At 58.4% G+C, this 18,178-nt stretch carries 15 protein-coding genes; 10 read left to right on the forward strand and 5 right to left on the reverse strand.

What is annotated here, in order from left to right; translation table 11 throughout:
• Positions 1-36 precede the first annotated feature (36 nt).
• A complete protein-coding gene (locus V7080_RS12150; RefSeq protein WP_334188660.1) occupies positions 37-1,887 on the reverse strand; it encodes a DEAD/DEAH box helicase family protein in 1,851 nt (616 codons plus the stop codon).
• A 293-nt stretch (positions 1,888-2,180) separates the two neighbouring features.
• Here V7080_RS12150 and V7080_RS12155 point away from each other — a divergent pair, with 293 nt between their 5' ends.
• Together V7080_RS12155 and V7080_RS12160 are read left to right on the forward strand one after the other, a co-directional pair.
• Positions 2,181-2,786 carry a hypothetical protein gene (locus V7080_RS12155; protein WP_334188661.1) on the forward strand — a complete coding sequence of 202 codons (606 nt, stop codon included), beginning with the start codon at positions 2,181-2,183 and terminating at the stop codon, positions 2,784-2,786.
• Positions 2,779-3,747: a nucleotidyl transferase AbiEii/AbiGii toxin family protein gene (locus V7080_RS12160; RefSeq protein ID WP_334188662.1), complete on the forward strand. Its 969-nt coding sequence runs from the start codon at positions 2,779-2,781 to the stop codon at positions 3,745-3,747. Before V7080_RS12155 ends, V7080_RS12160 begins: the two co-directional genes overlap by 8 nt.
• A gap of 164 nt (positions 3,748-3,911) precedes the next feature.
• On the opposite strand, the gene V7080_RS12165 is transcribed toward V7080_RS12160, so the two are convergent.
• A complete protein-coding gene (locus V7080_RS12165) occupies positions 3,912-6,128 on the reverse strand; it encodes a 2OG-Fe(II) oxygenase (protein ID WP_334188663.1) in 2,217 nt (738 codons plus the stop codon).
• Positions 6,129-6,204: 76 nt separating this feature from the next.
• Complete coding sequence (locus tag V7080_RS12170; RefSeq protein ID WP_334188664.1) at positions 6,205-9,036, reverse strand: ankyrin repeat domain-containing protein; 2,832 nt, start codon at positions 9,034-9,036, stop codon at positions 6,205-6,207.
• A gap of 380 nt (positions 9,037-9,416) precedes the next feature.
• Here V7080_RS12170 and V7080_RS12175 point away from each other — a divergent pair, with 380 nt between their 5' ends.
• Complete coding sequence (locus tag V7080_RS12175) at positions 9,417-9,938, forward strand: hypothetical protein (protein ID WP_334188665.1); 522 nt, start codon at positions 9,417-9,419, stop codon at positions 9,936-9,938.
• A gap of 188 nt (positions 9,939-10,126) precedes the next feature.
• Here the strand turns inward: V7080_RS12175 and V7080_RS12180 are convergent, their stop codons facing one another.
• Entirely contained in the window at positions 10,127-10,564 is a 438-nt protein-coding gene (locus V7080_RS12180) for a hypothetical protein (protein ID WP_334188666.1), read from the reverse strand.
• A gap of 12 nt (positions 10,565-10,576) precedes the next feature.
• Positions 10,577-11,152, reverse strand: a complete 576-nt coding sequence (locus tag V7080_RS12185; RefSeq protein WP_334188667.1) for a hypothetical protein — start codon at positions 11,150-11,152, stop codon at positions 10,577-10,579.
• 306 nt (positions 11,153-11,458) lie between these two features.
• Between V7080_RS12185 and V7080_RS12190 the strand changes: the two genes are divergently transcribed.
• From V7080_RS12190 to glyQ, 7 genes are all read left to right on the forward strand, one after another.
• Positions 11,459-11,791, forward strand: coding sequence for a hypothetical protein (locus V7080_RS12190; protein ID WP_334188668.1), 333 nt, complete (start codon positions 11,459-11,461; stop codon positions 11,789-11,791).
• 22 nt (positions 11,792-11,813) lie between these two features.
• The gene (gene miaB, locus V7080_RS12195) at positions 11,814-13,154 is read left to right on the forward strand and encodes a tRNA (N6-isopentenyl adenosine(37)-C2)-methylthiotransferase MiaB (protein ID WP_334188669.1); all 1,341 of its coding nucleotides are present in this window, start codon (positions 11,814-11,816) and stop codon (positions 13,152-13,154) included.
• Positions 13,155-13,188: 34 nt separating this feature from the next.
• On the forward strand, positions 13,189-14,223 hold the full coding sequence (locus V7080_RS12200) for a PhoH family protein (RefSeq protein ID WP_334188670.1): 1,035 nt from the start codon (positions 13,189-13,191) through the stop codon (positions 14,221-14,223).
• Complete coding sequence (gene ybeY / locus V7080_RS12205) at positions 14,207-14,665, forward strand: rRNA maturation RNase YbeY (protein WP_334188671.1); 459 nt, start codon at positions 14,207-14,209, stop codon at positions 14,663-14,665. The genes V7080_RS12200 and ybeY overlap by 17 nt, the downstream gene beginning before the upstream one ends.
• A 97-nt stretch (positions 14,666-14,762) precedes the next feature.
• Entirely contained in the window at positions 14,763-15,644 is an 882-nt protein-coding gene (locus V7080_RS12210) for an HlyC/CorC family transporter (RefSeq protein ID WP_334188672.1), read from the forward strand.
• Positions 15,645-15,767: 123 nt separating this feature from the next.
• Positions 15,768-17,396, forward strand: a complete 1,629-nt coding sequence (lnt, locus tag V7080_RS12215) for an apolipoprotein N-acyltransferase (protein ID WP_442947221.1) — start codon at positions 15,768-15,770, stop codon at positions 17,394-17,396.
• Positions 17,397-17,455: 59 nt separating this feature from the next.
• On the forward strand, positions 17,456-18,178 hold a 723-nt coding region (glyQ, locus tag V7080_RS12220), incomplete at its 3' end, for a glycine--tRNA ligase subunit alpha (protein WP_334188674.1).

The raw sequence follows: 18,178 nt of genomic DNA on the forward strand, positions 1-18,178 counted from the left end.
CAAAGCCCCACCTAACGGCAACGATTTTCTGTCCAATCAAACGGGGCCATCTCTGCCCGTAAGACTTCGCGCCGGCAGACCGGAGGTTTCAAACCAGTTCGCCATGTATTTTGCATGCCGGACGCTGACACAAAACGCGATGCCTTTCAGTCGCGCCAAATCCGAGACATACTGTTGTAACGCATTGACGATCGTTCGACTACGGACATCATTGCTTGATATAAGGACATCGAGTTGTGCGGTTTCCTCCGCACGGTTCCATCTTATCTGCGACAAATCCGTGTCGTCGGCGGTAGCGTAGTACTCAAATGGCGCAACCAGCTGCTGATCGAGCGCATCCCACAACCGGAGCGACACGGCAGGGGAGCCGTCAGGCCGGGTATCGAAATACTCATTGAGGCTTCTCCCATCCGCACGCTCTGGTGTCGCCGTCAACCCCAGCAACAGATGTGGTCGAATCCCTCGCACAAACTGGTCAAACGCATTTGCTGGTATGTGATGCGCCTCATCGATAATCACGACGCGCCAGTGGTCCGCTCCCAAATCTGCCACCAGCTTGCGACCGTGCACGGTGTTGATTGTTGCAAACAAGTGCTGGTATTGCGTGGGCTCATTTTGACCATCGAGCAGCTCCCCAAAACTGGCGTCGCGTAGCACTTGCCGAAATGTTGCGAGCGCTTGCTTCAAAATCTGTATGCGATGCGCAATGAACAGCAAACGTGGTGGACACCCTTCTTCACGGGCGATGCGCTGATAATCAAATGCTGCCACGACAGTCTTTCCTGTACCCGTGGCAGCCACCAGCAGATTGCGACGGCGTCCATGACGACGTTCAGAGGCAAGACGTTCAAGCATCTCAAGCTGATACGCTTTCGGACGAAGCTCAAACCACGTATGGATCGCAATCGGCTCCCCTTCGCCTTGCCTTGCTCGTGGGTCGCGTCTTTGTTCGCGCAACGCGTTTTCAAGGGATTGACGTTGCAGCTCATCGCTCGGATCGTAAGACTGGAACTCAGGGTCGTTCCATAGCGTCTCGAAGTGTGCGCCCGCAGCCGAAAACAGATCGACATCCGCTGCCTGCGTAATCTTGACCGTCCATTCGATTCCTCCGATCAAGGCGGATTCCGACAAATTGGCGCTGCCAACAAAAGCGGTTCCAAATCCTGTCTCCCGATGGAATATCCATGCTTTGGCATGGAGACGACTGCGTCGCCCATCCAGTGATATACGCAGGTCCACGCCCGGCAGTTCGGCAAGGGCGTTCACCGCGCGTGCCTCGGTCGCGCCAATATAGGTAGTCGTCAGGATGCGAAAGCAAGTACGGGGCAGTCCTTGTGCATCAAGCGCTGTGACCTGCTTCAGCACATCCATCAATTTGCGCACACCACTCCAGGTGATGAAGCTGACCAGAATGTCGACACGATCTACCGTTGCCAGCTCTGCACGCAGCTCATTCAACAGGGATGGATCGGTGCGTGCAGAGGTGAATATCCACGGACGCCTCAGTCCTGTCAAAGGCAGCACCGGCGGTGCATTCGGCGGATGTACCGCTCGCAACACGCGCAGCGGCTCTGCAGGTACACGTTGAACGGATGCCCCCTTGGTTTGTAACCGCGCTTCACGCAACAAGTGAGCGATCAACTTTAACTCGGCTCGCGCTTGCTTGGCTTTGCCTTCGGACGCGGTTGCAACCCCATCGAGAAGTTCGGGTAAGCGGGAGGCGACTTCATGAATCAAATGCTCGCGGCGCTGCACTTCCGATGGCACATCGATGAGTGCCTGACGTGTCTCAACCAAAGTATTCAACTGAACCGCTTCATCAGCATAGACAAGCCGCTCATAAAGCCCCTGAGGCAGAATTTCACCTTTCGGTCCTTGACTGCTCATTGCTGAATCCTTTGCGTGACGCCTAGCAAAAATGGCGAGGGAAAATAGGGTGGCGTCAACTTTCGGACGGGAACTTACCCTGAAGAAATACTAACATGCGCGCCCTGCAGGGCGCACACCGGCTTGCAAGCCGGTGTCGTTCAGCAGGTGGATCGCATGCGATCCGAAACCCCTGCTTCACCCCCGTCCCATTGGCCTCCTCCGAAATTCCGGCCGCAGCCCCTTCCAACCTGTAAAAGTACGACAAGATCGCGCTATAATGCATGAAATTTCAATGACGTTTCATTCTTTTCATGACCGCGGCAGCCCATTCCAATCTGCAATCCAAGCCCCACGCCGGGCTGATCAGCCGTCTTCGTGCCGGGCGTGTGTACCGGCGTGAAGAATTGAGCATGTGGTCGCGCAGTGTTGACCGCGATCTTCAGCAACTGGTGGGGGGCGGATTCCTGCAAAAGCTGGCGCAAGGGCTGTATTACGCTCCCAAGCAATCCACCTTTGGTGCCCTGCCCCCTGACGATGATGAAGTGGTTGGCGCCTTCCTGCGTGGTTCCGATTTTCTGATCTTCAGCCCGAACGCCTACAATTCCCTGGGCGTTGGCACGACCCAGCTCTACAACACGACGTGGGTGTACAACCACAAGCGGCACGGCAGATTCCAGTTGGGCAACCGATCCTATGAATTCCGCAGCAAGCCGAAATTCCCTCGCACCGTGACACCGGAATTTCTGCTGGTCGACATGCTCAATAATCTGGACATGCTGGCAGAAGACAAGGACCTTCTGCTGGAGCGGGTGCGCAGCCGTTTTGCCGACATGGATCGAAAACGCGTAAAAAAAGCCGTGGCCGATTACGGTTCGGTAGCAACCCGCAAGCTCACGCGAGACTGGCTGCGTGACTAAGAAAATCCCCTATTTGCATGAACGCGACGATTTCGCCGACCTGCTGCGCGTCGTTGCCGACAGGCTGTCGATCGAACCCGTTCTCGTTGAAAAGGACTATTGGCTGATGCACTGCCTGTGGGGATTGCAGCAACCTTTGGGCAAGCAGTCCCGTTTGCACTTCGAACTCAAGGGCGGCACTTCACTCTCCAAGGGGTTTCGCATCATCGACCGCTTTTCGGAAGATATCGACATCCGCATCGAACCGCCGGCGGAACTGGATGTGAAAACCGGCAAGAACCAGGACAAGCCAGCCCATGTCGCATCGCGCGGCCGGTTTTATGACTGGCTCGCGGCAATCATCCGGATTCCTGGCATTGCGGCAGTGCAGCGCGATGTTGAGTTCGATGACGCCAAGCTGCGCAGCGCCGGCATTCGCCTGATTTATCCCACACGGTTTGCATCCCTGGCGGGCGTCAAGCCGGGTATTCTGCTTGAACTGGGTTTTGATGATACGGCGCCGAACGTACCTTGCACGATTTCGTCCTGGGCCTGGGATGCGGCGACATCAAGCAACGTGGCGACCATCGACAATCGCGCCATCGACGTCCCCTGCTACAGCCCCGCTTATACGCTAGTGGAAAAGCTGCAGACAATCTCGACCAAGTTCCGGCTGCAGCAGGCGCATGGCGGATTCCCGCGCAATTTTCTGCGGCATTATTACGACGTCTATTGCCTGCTTGATGATCCGTCCGTGCAGAAATTCATCGGTACACCGGAGTACGCGAAACGCAAGATGCAACGCTTCCGTGCGGGCGACAACCTCGACATCACAAGCAATGACGCGTTTGTATTATCAGATTCTGCAACACGGACATTATTTGAGACCGAATATCTGAAGACTGCAGCGCTCTACTTCAAGGGACAAGTTCCACTGGCCGATATCCTGGAACGCCTCAGAAAAAATATGAGCAGGCTTTAGGGCGTGTCATCAATTGAGCCAGATGACAGCGGCGGCGAAACTGGCGCACCGTAACGGAGCCAACAGCGCCGTCATTGGCAACTCGGATCCGATATTGTTCCTACGACAATCGTGGGCATCATTTATTGCGCCCCCATATCCCGAATGTCTTGCCGGCCGGTCCGTCATCGAATTGACGCAGATCGGGCGGCGATGCGAAGCCGCTCGTCAAGCGACTTCAGCCTTTCAAACCGCTTTTTGTCTTCCTCGTAAAGCCGCTCGTTCTTCGTAATCACCAGCCGGTGGGGCGAACCTTCCTTTCTGACCTCGAAACGAATGGGCAATCCCGATCCCCTGAAGACGTTCATGATGTGATCGCGATGCTGTTGCGCGATTGGCCATATCTTGCTGGCCTCGGTCGTCGATTTGAGAAAATCGGCGGTCGTTCGGCAGTAAGCGCATTTGCAGGACGGCTGCGCCTCAATCGACCAGTCGCCCTCGGCGCGCAGACCCTTGTCCAGCTCACGACGTATGCCTTGCGCAGCGTAATCGCGCAGGGCTTTGAATGCAGGCGATGATGCGCCCGCGCCCTGCTTTTGCAGCGCCAGCACCATGTCCGCCAAATCGGGCGCCGGGTATAGCGCAGAATTGGATGTGACGTGTCCGACGATCTTCCTGACCATGGAATCGTCTCGGAGCACAATATCTGCACGCATGACCTTCTTCAGAGCGTCCATTCTCGTGTCGAGCGAGGATATTTGTTGCACGGGCGTGGCATGCGCAAGATAGGCATCGCTTTGAACGATGCGGCCGATGTAATAGTCCGCCAGGAAGGCGGCCACCCTGGTGTCGCCCCCTTGGGACAGGAGATGCCGCGTCAGGTCATCGATGTTGACGGAAGCTGCGGTGCGGCGGAACCGGAGACGCTCGTCCTCTTCCCACCACGCTTTCATCAAGGCCAGACACCAGGCCGCGCCGTAGGCATTCTGCAAGTCGACCCAATCCTTGGCGGAATCCATATCAATGTCGGCAAGGGAAAAATCGGACAGAAGGGTTCGCGCAATGTTCTCGTCCTGGAGATAGAGAGCGATCCGGATAAACGGCTTGAACTGCCCGGCGCCGGTGTCCCGGACAGCCCTGCGCAAATACTGTCCGGCCTTGTCGACGATATCGGCCACGCGCGCTTCGTTGCCGAGCTTTTTAGTCAGCGCCAACAAACCGGCAAGGGCGCGATCGTAATCGAAGTCGAAGCTCATCGCTACCCGGTCAGATTCGCGCCACAGGACCATTGCCGCCCGACGGTACCAATAATCGATGGTGTTGCCGTAATTTCCCATCCAGCCTTCATGTTCGGAATTGATCAGGTTGCTTTCTTCCGTGTCCTTCGTCCAGCAGAGTTCGTCCTCGGAAACGGAAAGCTCCCGGTACGGCAGCTTCTTGCCGGCCGCGTCCAACCAGTGGGACAACACCGTGCTGCCGTCGATCAGTTCGCCCGGTTCGGGGTCGTATTCCTCATCGTATCTGCCATCGTATCCATCGGCCGCCGTCCAGGATTCATGGATCTCCGCCAAGCAAAGCTGCGACGTCAGACCCAGATGTTCGGCGGCGCAACGCAAGGCCTCGACATTCTTGCGATCAGCCCCCTTGAGCAGTTCCCATTTCAAACTGTGCTCGGTATAGCTGTGGTCCAGAAAATAGACAAGCTTCGGAGGCGCCGCGTCCTGCCCCTCCTCCCGATGAAAATACGCCTTGAGCGCCATTTCCAGGGCGGGGTTGGCACGCTTCTTTTCGCGGGAGAGAGACGGCGTCGATTCCAGCGCGAGGTTATAGGTCAATGCAACGCGATAACCCTGTTTGATCTTGTCGACTTCATGATGGCAGTCCGCGTAAAAGGCGATGCATGGGAGCATTTCGCCATCCAGGTTTTCCGATACGAACCGGTGTTGTTCCTTGACATGCCTGATCAGCAGGTCTCCGCCTATATGAGGCGAGGGAAGCACCACGACCAGAGTGGCGACCATGCCGTCGATCTTTTCGGAGTCCCGATGTTTCTTGAAGAACTGTCCCGGCCCGTAGATGAGCATATTGTGCAAATGTGGTGTGAGCGCGGCGTTCTCCGGTAATCCCATGACATCGCGCATGCTGGCCAGCATCGACGACATGGCCTTCTTGTCGTACCAGACGCGCAACTTGTCCGCAGTGATTTCTTGGGTATCGCGTACCTTCCTGTCCAGCAGCGTCTTTTCGCGCAAGCCGAATTTGGCGGCGGAGGAGACGCTCAACAGCCGTTCGATCTCGTGCCGCCCAAGCGGCATGGAAACAGGGCCGACTCCTTCGATCTCGATGTGAAATGCGCGCGGATCGAGCGTGTGTTCCGCATAAAAAGGGGTTGAGGACGCCACACGACGGCGCTCCTTAGCAAGGGCCTGAATGATTTCTTGTGTCGATGTGTTCAACGTTGTTCCCGTCCATGAATAGCTATCTCGGCGACGCGACGATCGGCGTGCCGCGTTTCGGCAGGTTCGCCATATCCAGATACGAGTCGACGCGCTCCCACATGAAATCCGATGCAAACTCGCCGGTGAAGGCCAGGTTCAGTGCTTGATACACAGGCACCCAGGCCTCGTTGTCTTGCTGCTTGCGACGCACCATCAGCTGCGGATTGAACTGGTACCAGCCCTGGGCAATACGCATAAACAGGGCCCGGTTGTATGCATAATCGCGATCGACTTCGTTGCGCGACAGGACGCCGGAAAGATGTGTGCGCCTGTTGCGTTCCGGCTTGACGACGTTGGCCGGAAGATGCTGCCATGCGTCGAGGATCGCTTGCGTCTCGAATGCGCCGTAAGGGCGGCGCTGCCTCTGCGTAAAGCGCGACCGGAATAGTGCCCACAGAGTCTGGAACAGGAAATACTCCGACAGATGCCGGTCGATGCGCACCAGCCGATTGCCGGTATTGACATCAATGCTGGCCGGCGCCAGCAATTCATACAGCGCCGCAAAAGGCCCGCGTGCAAACTTCTCGTCATAGAAGGCTTCCCGCATCGCCCAGTGCAGCGCATTGGCGCCATAGTGATCGGTCGCCTCGCGGTCGGCGCCGCGTTCCAGCAGTGCTTCCACCAGGGGCACGTTGCCCGCTGCCGCTGCCGCGATCAGCGGTGTCTGATTCATCGGCAACCGATGCTCGACACCATACTGGTCGCACTGCGCGAGGATGTCCTTGAACTTGTTGGCAAAATAGGCGGAGTAGGTCTTGCGGCCCACGCTAACCCGCTGGTGCGCGAAACCCTTTGCCGCATCGAATTTCCCTTCCTGTATCAGCCGCATCGCCAGCACCGGCTCGTTGTAGCAAGCGGCGATTTCATAAAGCTGCTGCCGCATTTTGCTGCCGGGTACTTGCTCGCGGAAGACCTTGACCAGGAGTTCGGTGATTTTTGCCTCGTCGAATATCGGCCACGGAACAGGTTTTTGCCGCAGAATATTACGGCGAATCGCCTCCGCCTGCTCCTGCTTGCCTTGCAATTCCAGTTTGCGCGCTTCCTTCTGCCAATCTTCCTGTGTTGACTGCCTGGCATCGAACTTCACCGGTCCCGCGGCGGCAAGGTCGAGCAGATCAAAGAGCGGATGCTCAGTGTCGGATTCGATGATATAGAGGTTCTGGATCGCCCGCGTCAGTGCCACATACAGCGCGTTGACGAAGAATTTGTAGATCTCCATCGACTTGTCGCTCTTGTCTTTGGCTCGGCGGTAATCGAGCGTGTCGGCGGCGAGATCCTGTTTGTTTACGCCTTGCGCGATTTCGGTGAATTGCGCGCGATGATCGGACACAAAGCGGTATAGCACGATGTTTTCATATTCCAGGCCCTTTGCTTCGTGGATGGAGAACAGCAAGGGGGTACCGAAATGCTTGCGCGCTTCGGCTTTGTCCTCATCGCGCATGACCAGTACGGCAAACTGGGTGGACTGGCGAATCTTTTGGTCCAGCTCCTTCTTGACGGCGTCCTTGTCCGGCACCAGCGCCACCTGCCCGGCGGTGCCGCCCACCGATTGCACCAGGAAATTGCTTTCGCGGTCGATCGAGCCAAAGCGGCATTGCTTGATCTTCAACAGCTGGTTAGCGACACGAGTCGCTTCCTGCCCATTGCGGAAGTTGGTGGTCAGCACCCGCAGTTGCTGCCGCTCCGCCAGTTGTGGGTCATGCCAGAACAGACTCTTGACTTGCCCCCACGAGAAAAAATTCGGATGCACGATCTGGTTGGAATCGCCGCATAGCAGGAACTGACCGGGTTTTTTCAACGTTTTCAACACCAGCGCCAGCTGCACGCTCGTGATGTCCTGCACTTCGTCAATGACCACAAAGTCGTAGCGCGGCGCGGCCAGCGTCTGCCATTCATGCGCCACCAGGTTGAGATCGAACAGATGGGATTCGGTGAGCCAGGCGCGGTATTTTTCAAACAGATCGTACAGCGCTTCGCGTTGCTCGCCGGAGAAAATCGACTGACGTATGCCAAGTGCGTGGTACGCATCGCGCGACAGCACGCCGGCGGCGCCGGAACTGAGCACGCCGCGAATTTCTTCGAATGCCTGATGGGCGTCGATGTTCTTGAATGCCTGCCGCATCCGCACAAACCAGCCGACAAATTCGCGCCAGCCGGCTTCCCGTCCCGCCGGCACGCGTATCGACTCGACAAACTCGCGGTAAGACAAAAACACCGCGTCCTGTCCCGCATGCTCGAAGCCGTTCGCGTAGTAGAGATCGCGCGCATTCTGCGCGAGATAGGCCGAATGCGTGACATACACCACCTCGCCTTCCGCCTGCTTCATTTTTTCCAGCGTCAGCGCGGTCTTACCGCTGCCGGCGCTGCCGACCACGATCAAGGGCGGCGGCTGGCGGTAAATCATTTCCTGCGCATCATCGAACGAAATCGGCTTGTCGAGCAGATGGATGGCAGCCCGTTCCGGGTGCAGATAACGTACCGGCTGCGCTTCCTTCATCGCTTCACCGACATCGCCGTCAGGGACTCTGGATTCGTCGATGGATGCACCGCGCAAGAAACGCGACTTGTCGTAATCGTGATTGGCGATGACCTCCAGCATCAGTGCGCAGACTTCGTCCCCATGGCGCACCAAAGAGAACAGCAAGCGATCGGCGCCGTCGAGTTTTGCGCGATAGAACTTGCCGTGGGTCAGGCTGGTGAGTTTTTTAACCTGCGCCGCATGGAAATCGTCCCTTGAAATGGCGTCGGCGACCTTGCGGTAGGCTGTCTTGACACGGGACGTATCGAGTCCGATATATTCGAGAATTTTCATGACGATGCAAGAAAAGGGCAGGTATGTGACTTGTAGGTAACCGATGAGTTCGCAACGCTGCCTGAGCTTCGGGCAGATGCCTGTTGCGGATCCGCGTGCCCCGGATTGTGTGCAAACAACTGCTTCCACAGCCGTTGCGTGAGTTCGTGCATGCGCGATGCCGGATGCTGCCCTACCGCTGCAGCACATCGACCAGACTCACGCTCTTGTTTGCCAACCAGCTCCATGAGCTGTGCCAGCATCATTGCCAAGTCTTGTTGCTCAGTGTTGGAAAATTGAACACATTCCGGACACATGCCGAAATGATAACGCAGGCGACGTCCGGAAAGAATGAAAAGAACGCCCGCCACTAATCACTTATCGCCATACAACCAATTTCTTTGACGGTATTAGTAACGGTATTTCAGATTTACAAAAGCCACAAACCATTCATCCATTCGGGTTTTCAAGGACTATTCAAGTCCACCTATCCGGACATGCTTGGCGAATTCCGCCAAGGCAAAAAAACCCGCAGTCTTCATCACGAAGCTGCGGGTTTTTTGTTGTCCCAGAAACATCTCGCCGCGGTTTTAAAGCGGCCGAATGCCGATATGGATAAAGATGTTGTCGGCTATATCGCCTTGCATTTCCTGCTGCGCTCATTCCAATGGCGGCAAGTCGGTGGCGGACAGTACCGCCGCCCCTCAACTACCCTTGGAGGAAGGCATCGCGTGTCATTCATAAGAAGAATGCATTGTCCGCCTGTCGGAATTGCCCTCTCAGGGACAAGGGGCAATGTCCTGCCCAAGCTCCGTCACGAATTGCACTGTATGGTCATCCTGAATTACCACACCCAAGGGATCGATCTTTTCTACACGCAGTTCGGCGGCCTCGTCAATCTCAAGCGGCACGTTCAGTTCTGAAAACAGCGATCTTATCCTTTGCGCCTTTTTTGAGATATTCGCTCAACGCTCGGGTTCCCACCGCTGAATAGCCTGGGACCGCCAATCCCTGGTCGCGAAGTTTTTTGACGTAGGTCCCGAGTCGGCCAATCGAATTATGTGGAAAAACATGAAATATCCGAACTTTGGCGCCTGGCAAAGGAACGCCGCTACGGATGCTTTTCTCCGCCAATCACGACGCCAATGCAGACTCCGATGCCATTGGTAACGCAAAGCACGCCGGATCTTGACGTGCCTGTGCTTGCCACCAGTCTGCTGAAGAAGGGAAAGTAACCGATGGCTTTGATCGTATGGGGTGCCTTTAGCGTGAAGTAACGCACGCTGGCCTGCAAATGCGACCGACGCACGCATTCCTGCATCAGGTCTGTGTCTGGGAGCATGTACTCCGACCAGTCCTTGATTTGCCTGTCAGGGTGGCTTCGGACATTCTGGTATTCATTCGCGGACGACTGTTGCAATCGCGGGTCATCGCGGCTGGAAATGAATCGAAAATCCGAAACAAATGTCATTGAGGCATTGGTGCGCTTGTAATGTTGAGCTGCATAGTTTTTTGCAAACAGCGCATAGTTCCACCCCGGCTGCGGCAAGCGGCGGCGAACCTAGCCCTTGTGCATGATGTCGTGATCCGTCCACAGCACTTCGGCGATGTAGGGAATATTCGCCTTCGCAACCCAGTTGTCACCCTTCCCTAGGATATGGCCTTGCTGCTTTTCCGAGGTGAGGTCGAACAGTACCTCGTACACGACGCCATCGCTGCCCTTTCCCAATGACACCCGGATATCGGGCCGCGAGTTCTTGAAGGAGCACGGAAAATACCCGTCGAGGCTACCGGTGAATTCGAAAGCAAAGACCAGATCCGAGAGTGCCGACTTGTAGACATTTTTCTGGACTTCGACGCCGTTGAAGCCGGCGATCAGGTATTGATAGACGGCGCGTTCGATCGTCGAACCGGCCGATGCCCGGTAGAACCGGTGCGCTTTCGGGCTGTCGCTGAAGAAGCGGCTTTCCGCCTTCAGGCCATGGGCGCCCGACGAGCTGAAGTCCGCGCCGCCCATGTGGACCGCCGCCATCTTGGCGCAGGAGAGCACGGCATTCGCGAATTCCGCGCAGCGGTCTTTTTGTGCATCGGTATGCTTGTCATGCCATGCGTTTTTGAAATCTACGAGTATTGCCACTCCGTTTTCCCTTTCCGGTTTCTGTCGGGCAGACGCGCTGCCGTTTCGTTTTCGTTATGCCAGCATTGTGTCTGAAGTGATGCTCGTCATCCATGCCTGATGCGGACGTATTGTCAGCTTTTTCGTTGTGCAAGTCATCCGTCGCTGGATAGCAAAGTCAAGGGATGGAACGCACCGGTGCCGGAACCCCCGATGGTATAATCCCTCCCCACCGCACGCCGGAAACCGGCATCGAAGCGTGTCTCCCAAAGCCCGTTTCGGCACATGGCCGGCAACCGTTTCTGCGACGCGGCAACGATTTTTGCGATGATCGAGGTGACTATGCGGGGTCGGCGTCTTTTCATTTTTCTTCTGTCCGCTGTCATCTCGGTGGCCGCTTCGGCGTTCGAGCGGCCTTTTCCATCGAATATCAAGCGCGGCAGCATGACGCCGGCGCCCTATCCCGAGATCGTGATCGACGGCAAAAGCCGCACCCTGTCGGCCGGCGCCCGCATCTGGAACCAGGACAACATGATCGAAATGCCGGCGTCGCTGCGCGGCAGCCTGTTGCCCGTGTATTACACCGAAAACCTGGAAGGCGATATCGACCGGGTCTGGATCCTGACGCGGGAAGAACAAAGCCGGCCCAACCCGAAATAGCGATTTACCCTGCTGGACATTCATGCCCAAAAAAGTATTCATCAAGACCTTCGGCTGCCAGATGAACGAGTACGACTCGGACAAGATGGCGGACGTACTCAATGCCTCCGACGGCCTCGTCAAGACGGATCGGCCGGAAGACGCCGATGTCATTCTGCTCAACACCTGTTCGGTGCGTGAAAAAGCGCAGGAAAAGGTGTTTTCCGACCTGGGCCGCCTGCGTGAACTGAAACGCGCCAATCCCGACCTCGTGATCGGCGTCGGCGGCTGCGTCGCATCGCAGGAAGGCGCGGCGATCGTCAAGCGCGCGCCTTACGTGGATGTGGTATTCGGGCCGCAGACCCTGCACCGCTTGCCGGAACTGATCCAGCAGCGGCGCTCAACCGGCCGTTCCCAGGTCGACATCAGCTTCCCGGAAATCGAGAAATTCGACCATCTGCCGCCGGCCAAGGTCGATGGCGCAAGCGCGTATGTATCGATCATGGAAGGCTGCAGCAAGTACTGCAGCTATTGCGTGGTGCCCTACACCCGCGGCGAGGAAGTGTCGCGCCGTTTCGACGACGTGCTGGCCGAAGTCGCCGGCCTGGCCGATCAGGGCGTCAAGGAAATCACGCTGCTGGGCCAGAACGTCAATGCCTATCGCGGCGCGATGGAAGACGGCGACATTGCCGATTTCGCATTGCTGATCGAATACATCGCCGAGATACCCGGCATCGAACGCATCCGCTTCGTCACCAGCCATCCAAAGGAATTCACGCAGCGGCTGATCGATACCTATGCGAAAGTTCCAAAGCTGGTCGACCATCTCTACCTGCCGGCCCAGCACGGTTCCGACCGCATCCTGATGGCGATGAAGCGCGGCTATACGGTACTGGAATACAAATCGGTCCTCCGCCGCCTGCGTGAAGTGCGGCCGAACATCGCCGTGTCCAGCGACTTCATCGTGGGATTCCCCGGCGAAACAGAGGCGGATTTTGATGCATTGATGAAGCTTATCAACGATATCGGGTACGACACCAGTTTCAGCTTCGTATTCAGCCCCCGCCCGGGCACGCCGGCCGCCAACTTGCCGGACGACACGCCCTATGAAGTCAAGCTCAAGCGCCTGCAGCATCTGCAGGCGACGATCGAAGCGAATGCGCGCAAGATCAGCCAGAGCATGGTGGGGTCGGTGCAGCGCATTCTGGTCGAAGGCCCAGCGAAAAAGGGCGGTGACGACCTGCAAGGGCGGACCGAGAACAATCGCGTGGTCAACTTTGCCGCCGGTCCGAACGGAACTCGGCTGATCGGCCAGATGGTCGATGTCGAGATCATGCAGGCCTTCCCGTATTCGCTGCGCGGCGAACTTGTTATCAAACAGTGAATCTCACCAGACAACGACCACTATTCACATCATTTTGAAGACAAAAACTCCTTCCGAGCCTCAACAATTCATCCCGCAACCGGTCGACAACAACCGTCTCGCCCATCTGTGCGGTCCGATGGATGAAAACCTCCGGCAGATTTCCGCGGCGCTTGATGTCACCATCTTCCGCCGCGGCGAGAAATTCGTCGTCGGCGGCGCGAATGCGCCCAAGGCGGTGGAATTGCTCGAACAGTTCTACGCCATCGCCGACAAGGTCATTTCCGTCGAAGACATCCAGCTCGCGCTGGTCGAGCAGCGCGCCGGCACCCGCAAGGCCGACAAGGCGGATAAGGTGGATGACGAGGCCGCCGACGATGAACCGATCACCGAGGATCCGGTACTCAAGACACGGCGCAGCGACCTGCGCGGCCGCACGCCGCATCAGAGCCAGTACCTGAAAGCGATTCTCGAACACGACGTCACCTTCGGCGTCGGTCCGGCCGGTACCGGCAAAACCTACCTGGCGGTGGCCTGCGCGGTCGATGCGCTCGAGCGCGACGCGGTCAAGCGCATTGTGCTGACCCGCCCGGCGGTGGAAGCCGGCGAACGCCTCGGCTTCCTGCCAGGCGACCTCGCGCAGAAGGTCGACCCTTACCTGCGGCCCCTGTACGACGCGCTCTACGACCTGCTGGGTTTCGATCGCACGCAAAAGATGTTCGAAAAGCAAGCCATCGAGATCGCACCGCTTGCCTATATGCGGGGCCGTACGCTGAACCATGCCTTCATCATCCTCGACGAGGCGCAGAACACCACGCCAGAACAGATGAAGATGTTTCTGACGCGCATCGGCTTCGGCAGCAAGGCGGTGGTTACCGGCGACGTGACCCAGATCGACCTGCAGCGCACCCAGAAGAGCGGCCTGGTGGATGCGGTCAAGATTCTCGCCAATGTCCGCGGCATTGCATTTACCCAATTCACCAGTGCCGACGTGGTTCGCCATCCGCTGGTGGCGCGCATCGTCGATGCCTATGACGCAGCCACGCCGGCCACCCGCAGCGTTTTGCTCAAAAATGCCCTCAAAAAATAAGCTTGCGCTGTCGGTACAATATCCTGATCCACGGTTGAAGGACATTATTTCCCGGGCGCATCTGCGGCGCTGGGCACAAGCAGCGCTGTTCGCCCCGGCGGAGTTCACGATCCGCTTTGTCGATGCCGACGAAGGCCGCACGTTGAACCGGGACTATCGGGGCAAGGATTATGCGACCAACGTCCTGACGTTTGCCTACACTGAGGATGAAGACAGTGAGGTGACGCAGGCCGACATCATCCTGTGTACCGATGTACTGCAGCGTGAAGCCGAGGAATTGAAAAGGCCGCTGGAAACCCATGTTGCGCACTTGGTGGTGCATGGCGTGCTGCATGCCCAGGGGTATGACCACGAGCAGGACGATGAAGCGGCCGAAATGGAACAGCTTGAAATTGAAATACTGGCAACATTGGGCTATGCCAACCCGTATGCCGAGGCTTGATCCCGGTCCGGGAAAGCGGTTGAATTTCCGGTTTCGGGGCGCATTTGTTGTATCCTATATTCCCTAGCAACTACGTCGCAAGACGGCTTTCCGCCATATGCAAGATCACCCTAGTGGTGCCAAATTCGCTGACACCAAACCGCAACGGTCACTGTTTGAACGCCTGACCGCTCTCATTTCCCCTGAACCAGAAAACCGCGCCGAGCTGCTCGAGATCCTGCACGACGCGCATGAACGCAGCCTCATCGACGCCGACGCGCTGTCGATGATCGAGGGCGTGTTCCAGGTCGCCGACCTGTCCGCGCGCGACATCATGGTCCCCCGTTCGCAGATGGACGTCATCGACCTGAACAAGCCAATCGGCGAATGGATGCCGCTGGTGCTGAAAACCGCCCACTCCCGCTTTCCGGCGGTCGATGGCGAGCGCGACAAGGTGGTCGGCATCCTGCTGGCGAAGGATCTGCTGCGATATTACGCCGATGAATCCTTCAATCCGCGCGACATGCTGCGCCCGGCGGTCTTCATCCCCGAATCCAAGCGCCTGAATGTGCTGCTGCGCGACTTCCGCGCCAACCGCAACCATATGGCGATCGTGGTCAACGAGTACGGCGGCGTGGCCGGCCTGCTGACGATCGAGGACGTGCTGGAGCAGATCGTTGGCGACATCGAGGATGAGTATGATCTGGACGATGCCGAAGACAATATCCTTTCCCTCAAGGACAGCGGCCGCGGCCAGCGCTGGCGGGTCAAGGCACTGACCGAGATCGAACAGTTCAACGAGACATTCGGCACCGACTTCCCGAACGACGACGTCGATACCATCGGCGGCCTGGTGGCGAACCACCTCGGCCGCGTGCCGCACAAGGGCGATGTATTCGACATGGGCGGCCTGCGGTTCGAGGTGTTGCGCGCCGATGCGCGGCAGGTGCATCTCCTGATGGTCAGCAAGTTGCCGCCGGCGCCGGCTGAAACGCAGTAAGGTGCGCCATGCGCACGATTTCCGTCGCAGGCGCATCGCTGCGCCACCCGCGCCCTGCGACTGCCGGATGGACTGATTGATCCCCGCAATCCAACCCCTGTCCTCGACAGGATGCGCGCCGCCATGCCTCCGATTTCTTCCCTCCTCCGGACCTGCCGCGTGACTCCCCGCAACCACCTCGCGTCCATCTCGCGCTTCGCGGTGCCGCTCGCGTTCGTCGCAGGAGCGGCCAACGTATTCGCCTTCGCCCCTTTCGGCCTGTGGCCGCTGCAAACCCTGCTGCTGGCATTGCTGTTCGCCCTGGTGCTGCGGCAGGCATCGGTGCGGCGCAGCGCCCTGATCGGCTGGGCCTATGGGTCGGGCTGGCTGATCGCGGGGTTTCACTGGCTGTACATCAGCATGCACGAGTACGGCAACCTGCCGGGCTGGATGGCGGCGCTGGCGGTGATGCTTCTGGGCGTTGCATTAAGCATCTATGCGGCGATCGCCATGGGTCTAGCCGCCTGGTTGCGCCAGCGGTGGTCAGCCGGGCCGGCGGTGTCGCTGCTATTGCTGCTGCCCGCGCTGTGGACGCTCAATGAATGGGCGCGCGGCTGGGTGCTCACCGGATTCCCCTGGGTGGGCGGCGGCTATGCCCACAGCGCCGGGCCGCTGGCCGGGTTCGCGCCGGTCGTGGGCGTCTACGGGCTGGCCCTGTTGTCCGCGCTGATCGCCGGCGCGTTGGTGCTGGCGCCGCACAAACGAATGGCGGCTATCCTGGCCGGCGGCATTCTTATCCTTGGAACAGGATTGCGTGCGGTGGAATGGACGCACACCAGCGGCGCGCCGATTTCAGTGCGCCTGCTGCAAGGGAACGTGCCGCAGGAAATGAAATTCGACCCGGACCGGATTTATGCCACGCTGTCGATGTACCACGACATGATCAGCACAACGCCGGCCGATCTGATCGCCACGCCGGAAACCGCGATTCCGATGCTGTCGCGCCTGCTGCCACCGGATTACCTGCCGCGCTTGTCGGCGTTTGCGCAGCAGTCCGGTAGTCACCTCGTGCTCGGCGTGCCGCTCAGCGATGGACCGTCCCTGTATGCCAACAGCGCGATCGGCATCGCACCGGCGACAACCGGCACATCCGCAGGCAACGCGACCGCGCCGGCGACGTATCGCTATGACAAGCATCACCTGGTGCCCTTCGGCGAGTTTGTACCCACCGGCTTCGGCTGGTTCGTCGACATGATGAAGATCCCCCTGGGAAATTTCGTGCGCGGCAAGCCCATCCAGCCGCCGTTTGCGGTGAAGGGTCAGTGGGTGCTGCCGAACATTTGTTACGAGGACTTGTTCGGCGAGGAAATCGCGGCGCAGATCGCCGCCAGCCGTTCGCCCGGATCGGCCGTCCCGCAGGCCACCATGCTGCTCAACCTGTCCAACATTGCCTGGTTCGGCGATTCCATCGCCCTGCCCCAGCACTTGCAGATTTCCCAGATGCGTTCACTGGAAACCGGCCGCCCGATGCTGCGCGCCACCAACACCGGCGTGACCGCCGTCATCGACCCGAAAGGCCGGGTGCAGGCGCAGCTTGCGCCCTACACGCGCGACGCCTTGAGCGCCACGGTTCAGGGTTATCAGGGTTACACGCCCTATGTCCTGTACGGCAACAAGCCCGCGATAGCACTGGCGCTGCTGATGCTCGCGGCAGGCTATCTGGTGAGCCGCAGGCAGCCGGGTAAATCGCATGAGGGCGACAAAACCCGCTAGAATTGTCGGTTTTCGTCATTCCCTTCACCAACCCTCGGCCTCGTCCCTGGGAACAAAAAATGCTCACTTTTCAACAAGTCATTCTCAAGCTGCAAGAGTATTGGGATGCGCAAGGTTGCGCGCTGCTGCAACCCTACGACATGGAAGTCGGCGCCGGCACCTCGCATACCGCGACCTTCCTGCGCGCGATCGGACCGGAGCCCTGGCGCGCGGCCTATGTGCAGCCGTCGCGTCGCCCGAAAGACGGCCGCTACGGCGAAAACCCCAACCGCATGCAGCATTACTACCAATACCAGGTCGTACTGAAGCCGGCGCCGGAAAACATCCTCGACCTGTACCTTGGTTCGCTGCAAGCGCTCGGACTCGACCTGAAGCAGAACGATGTGCGCTTTGTCGAGGATGACTGGGAGAATCCGACGCTGGGCGCTTGGGGCCTTGGCTGGGAAGTGTGGCTGAACGGCATGGAAGTCACGCAGTTCACCTATTTCCAGCAGGTGGGCGGACTCGACTGCAAGCCGGTGCTGGGCGAAATCACCTACGGCATCGAGCGGCTGGCGATGTACCTGCAGGGCGTCGAGAATGTGTACGACCTCGTCTGGACGGAATGGCAGGAACAGGGCGTCACCAAGCGCCTGACCTACGGCGACGTGTTCCACCAGAATGAAGTCGAACAGTCGACCTACAACTTCGAACACTCGAATACCGAGTTCCTGTTTTCGCTGTTCGGCAACTACGAATCCGAAGCGAAGCGCCTGCTGGAGGTGCCGCTCGCCCTGCCGGCC

Source organism: Noviherbaspirillum sp., assembly GCF_036846085.1.
Classification (GTDB): Bacteria; Pseudomonadota; Gammaproteobacteria; order Burkholderiales; family Burkholderiaceae_D; genus Noviherbaspirillum.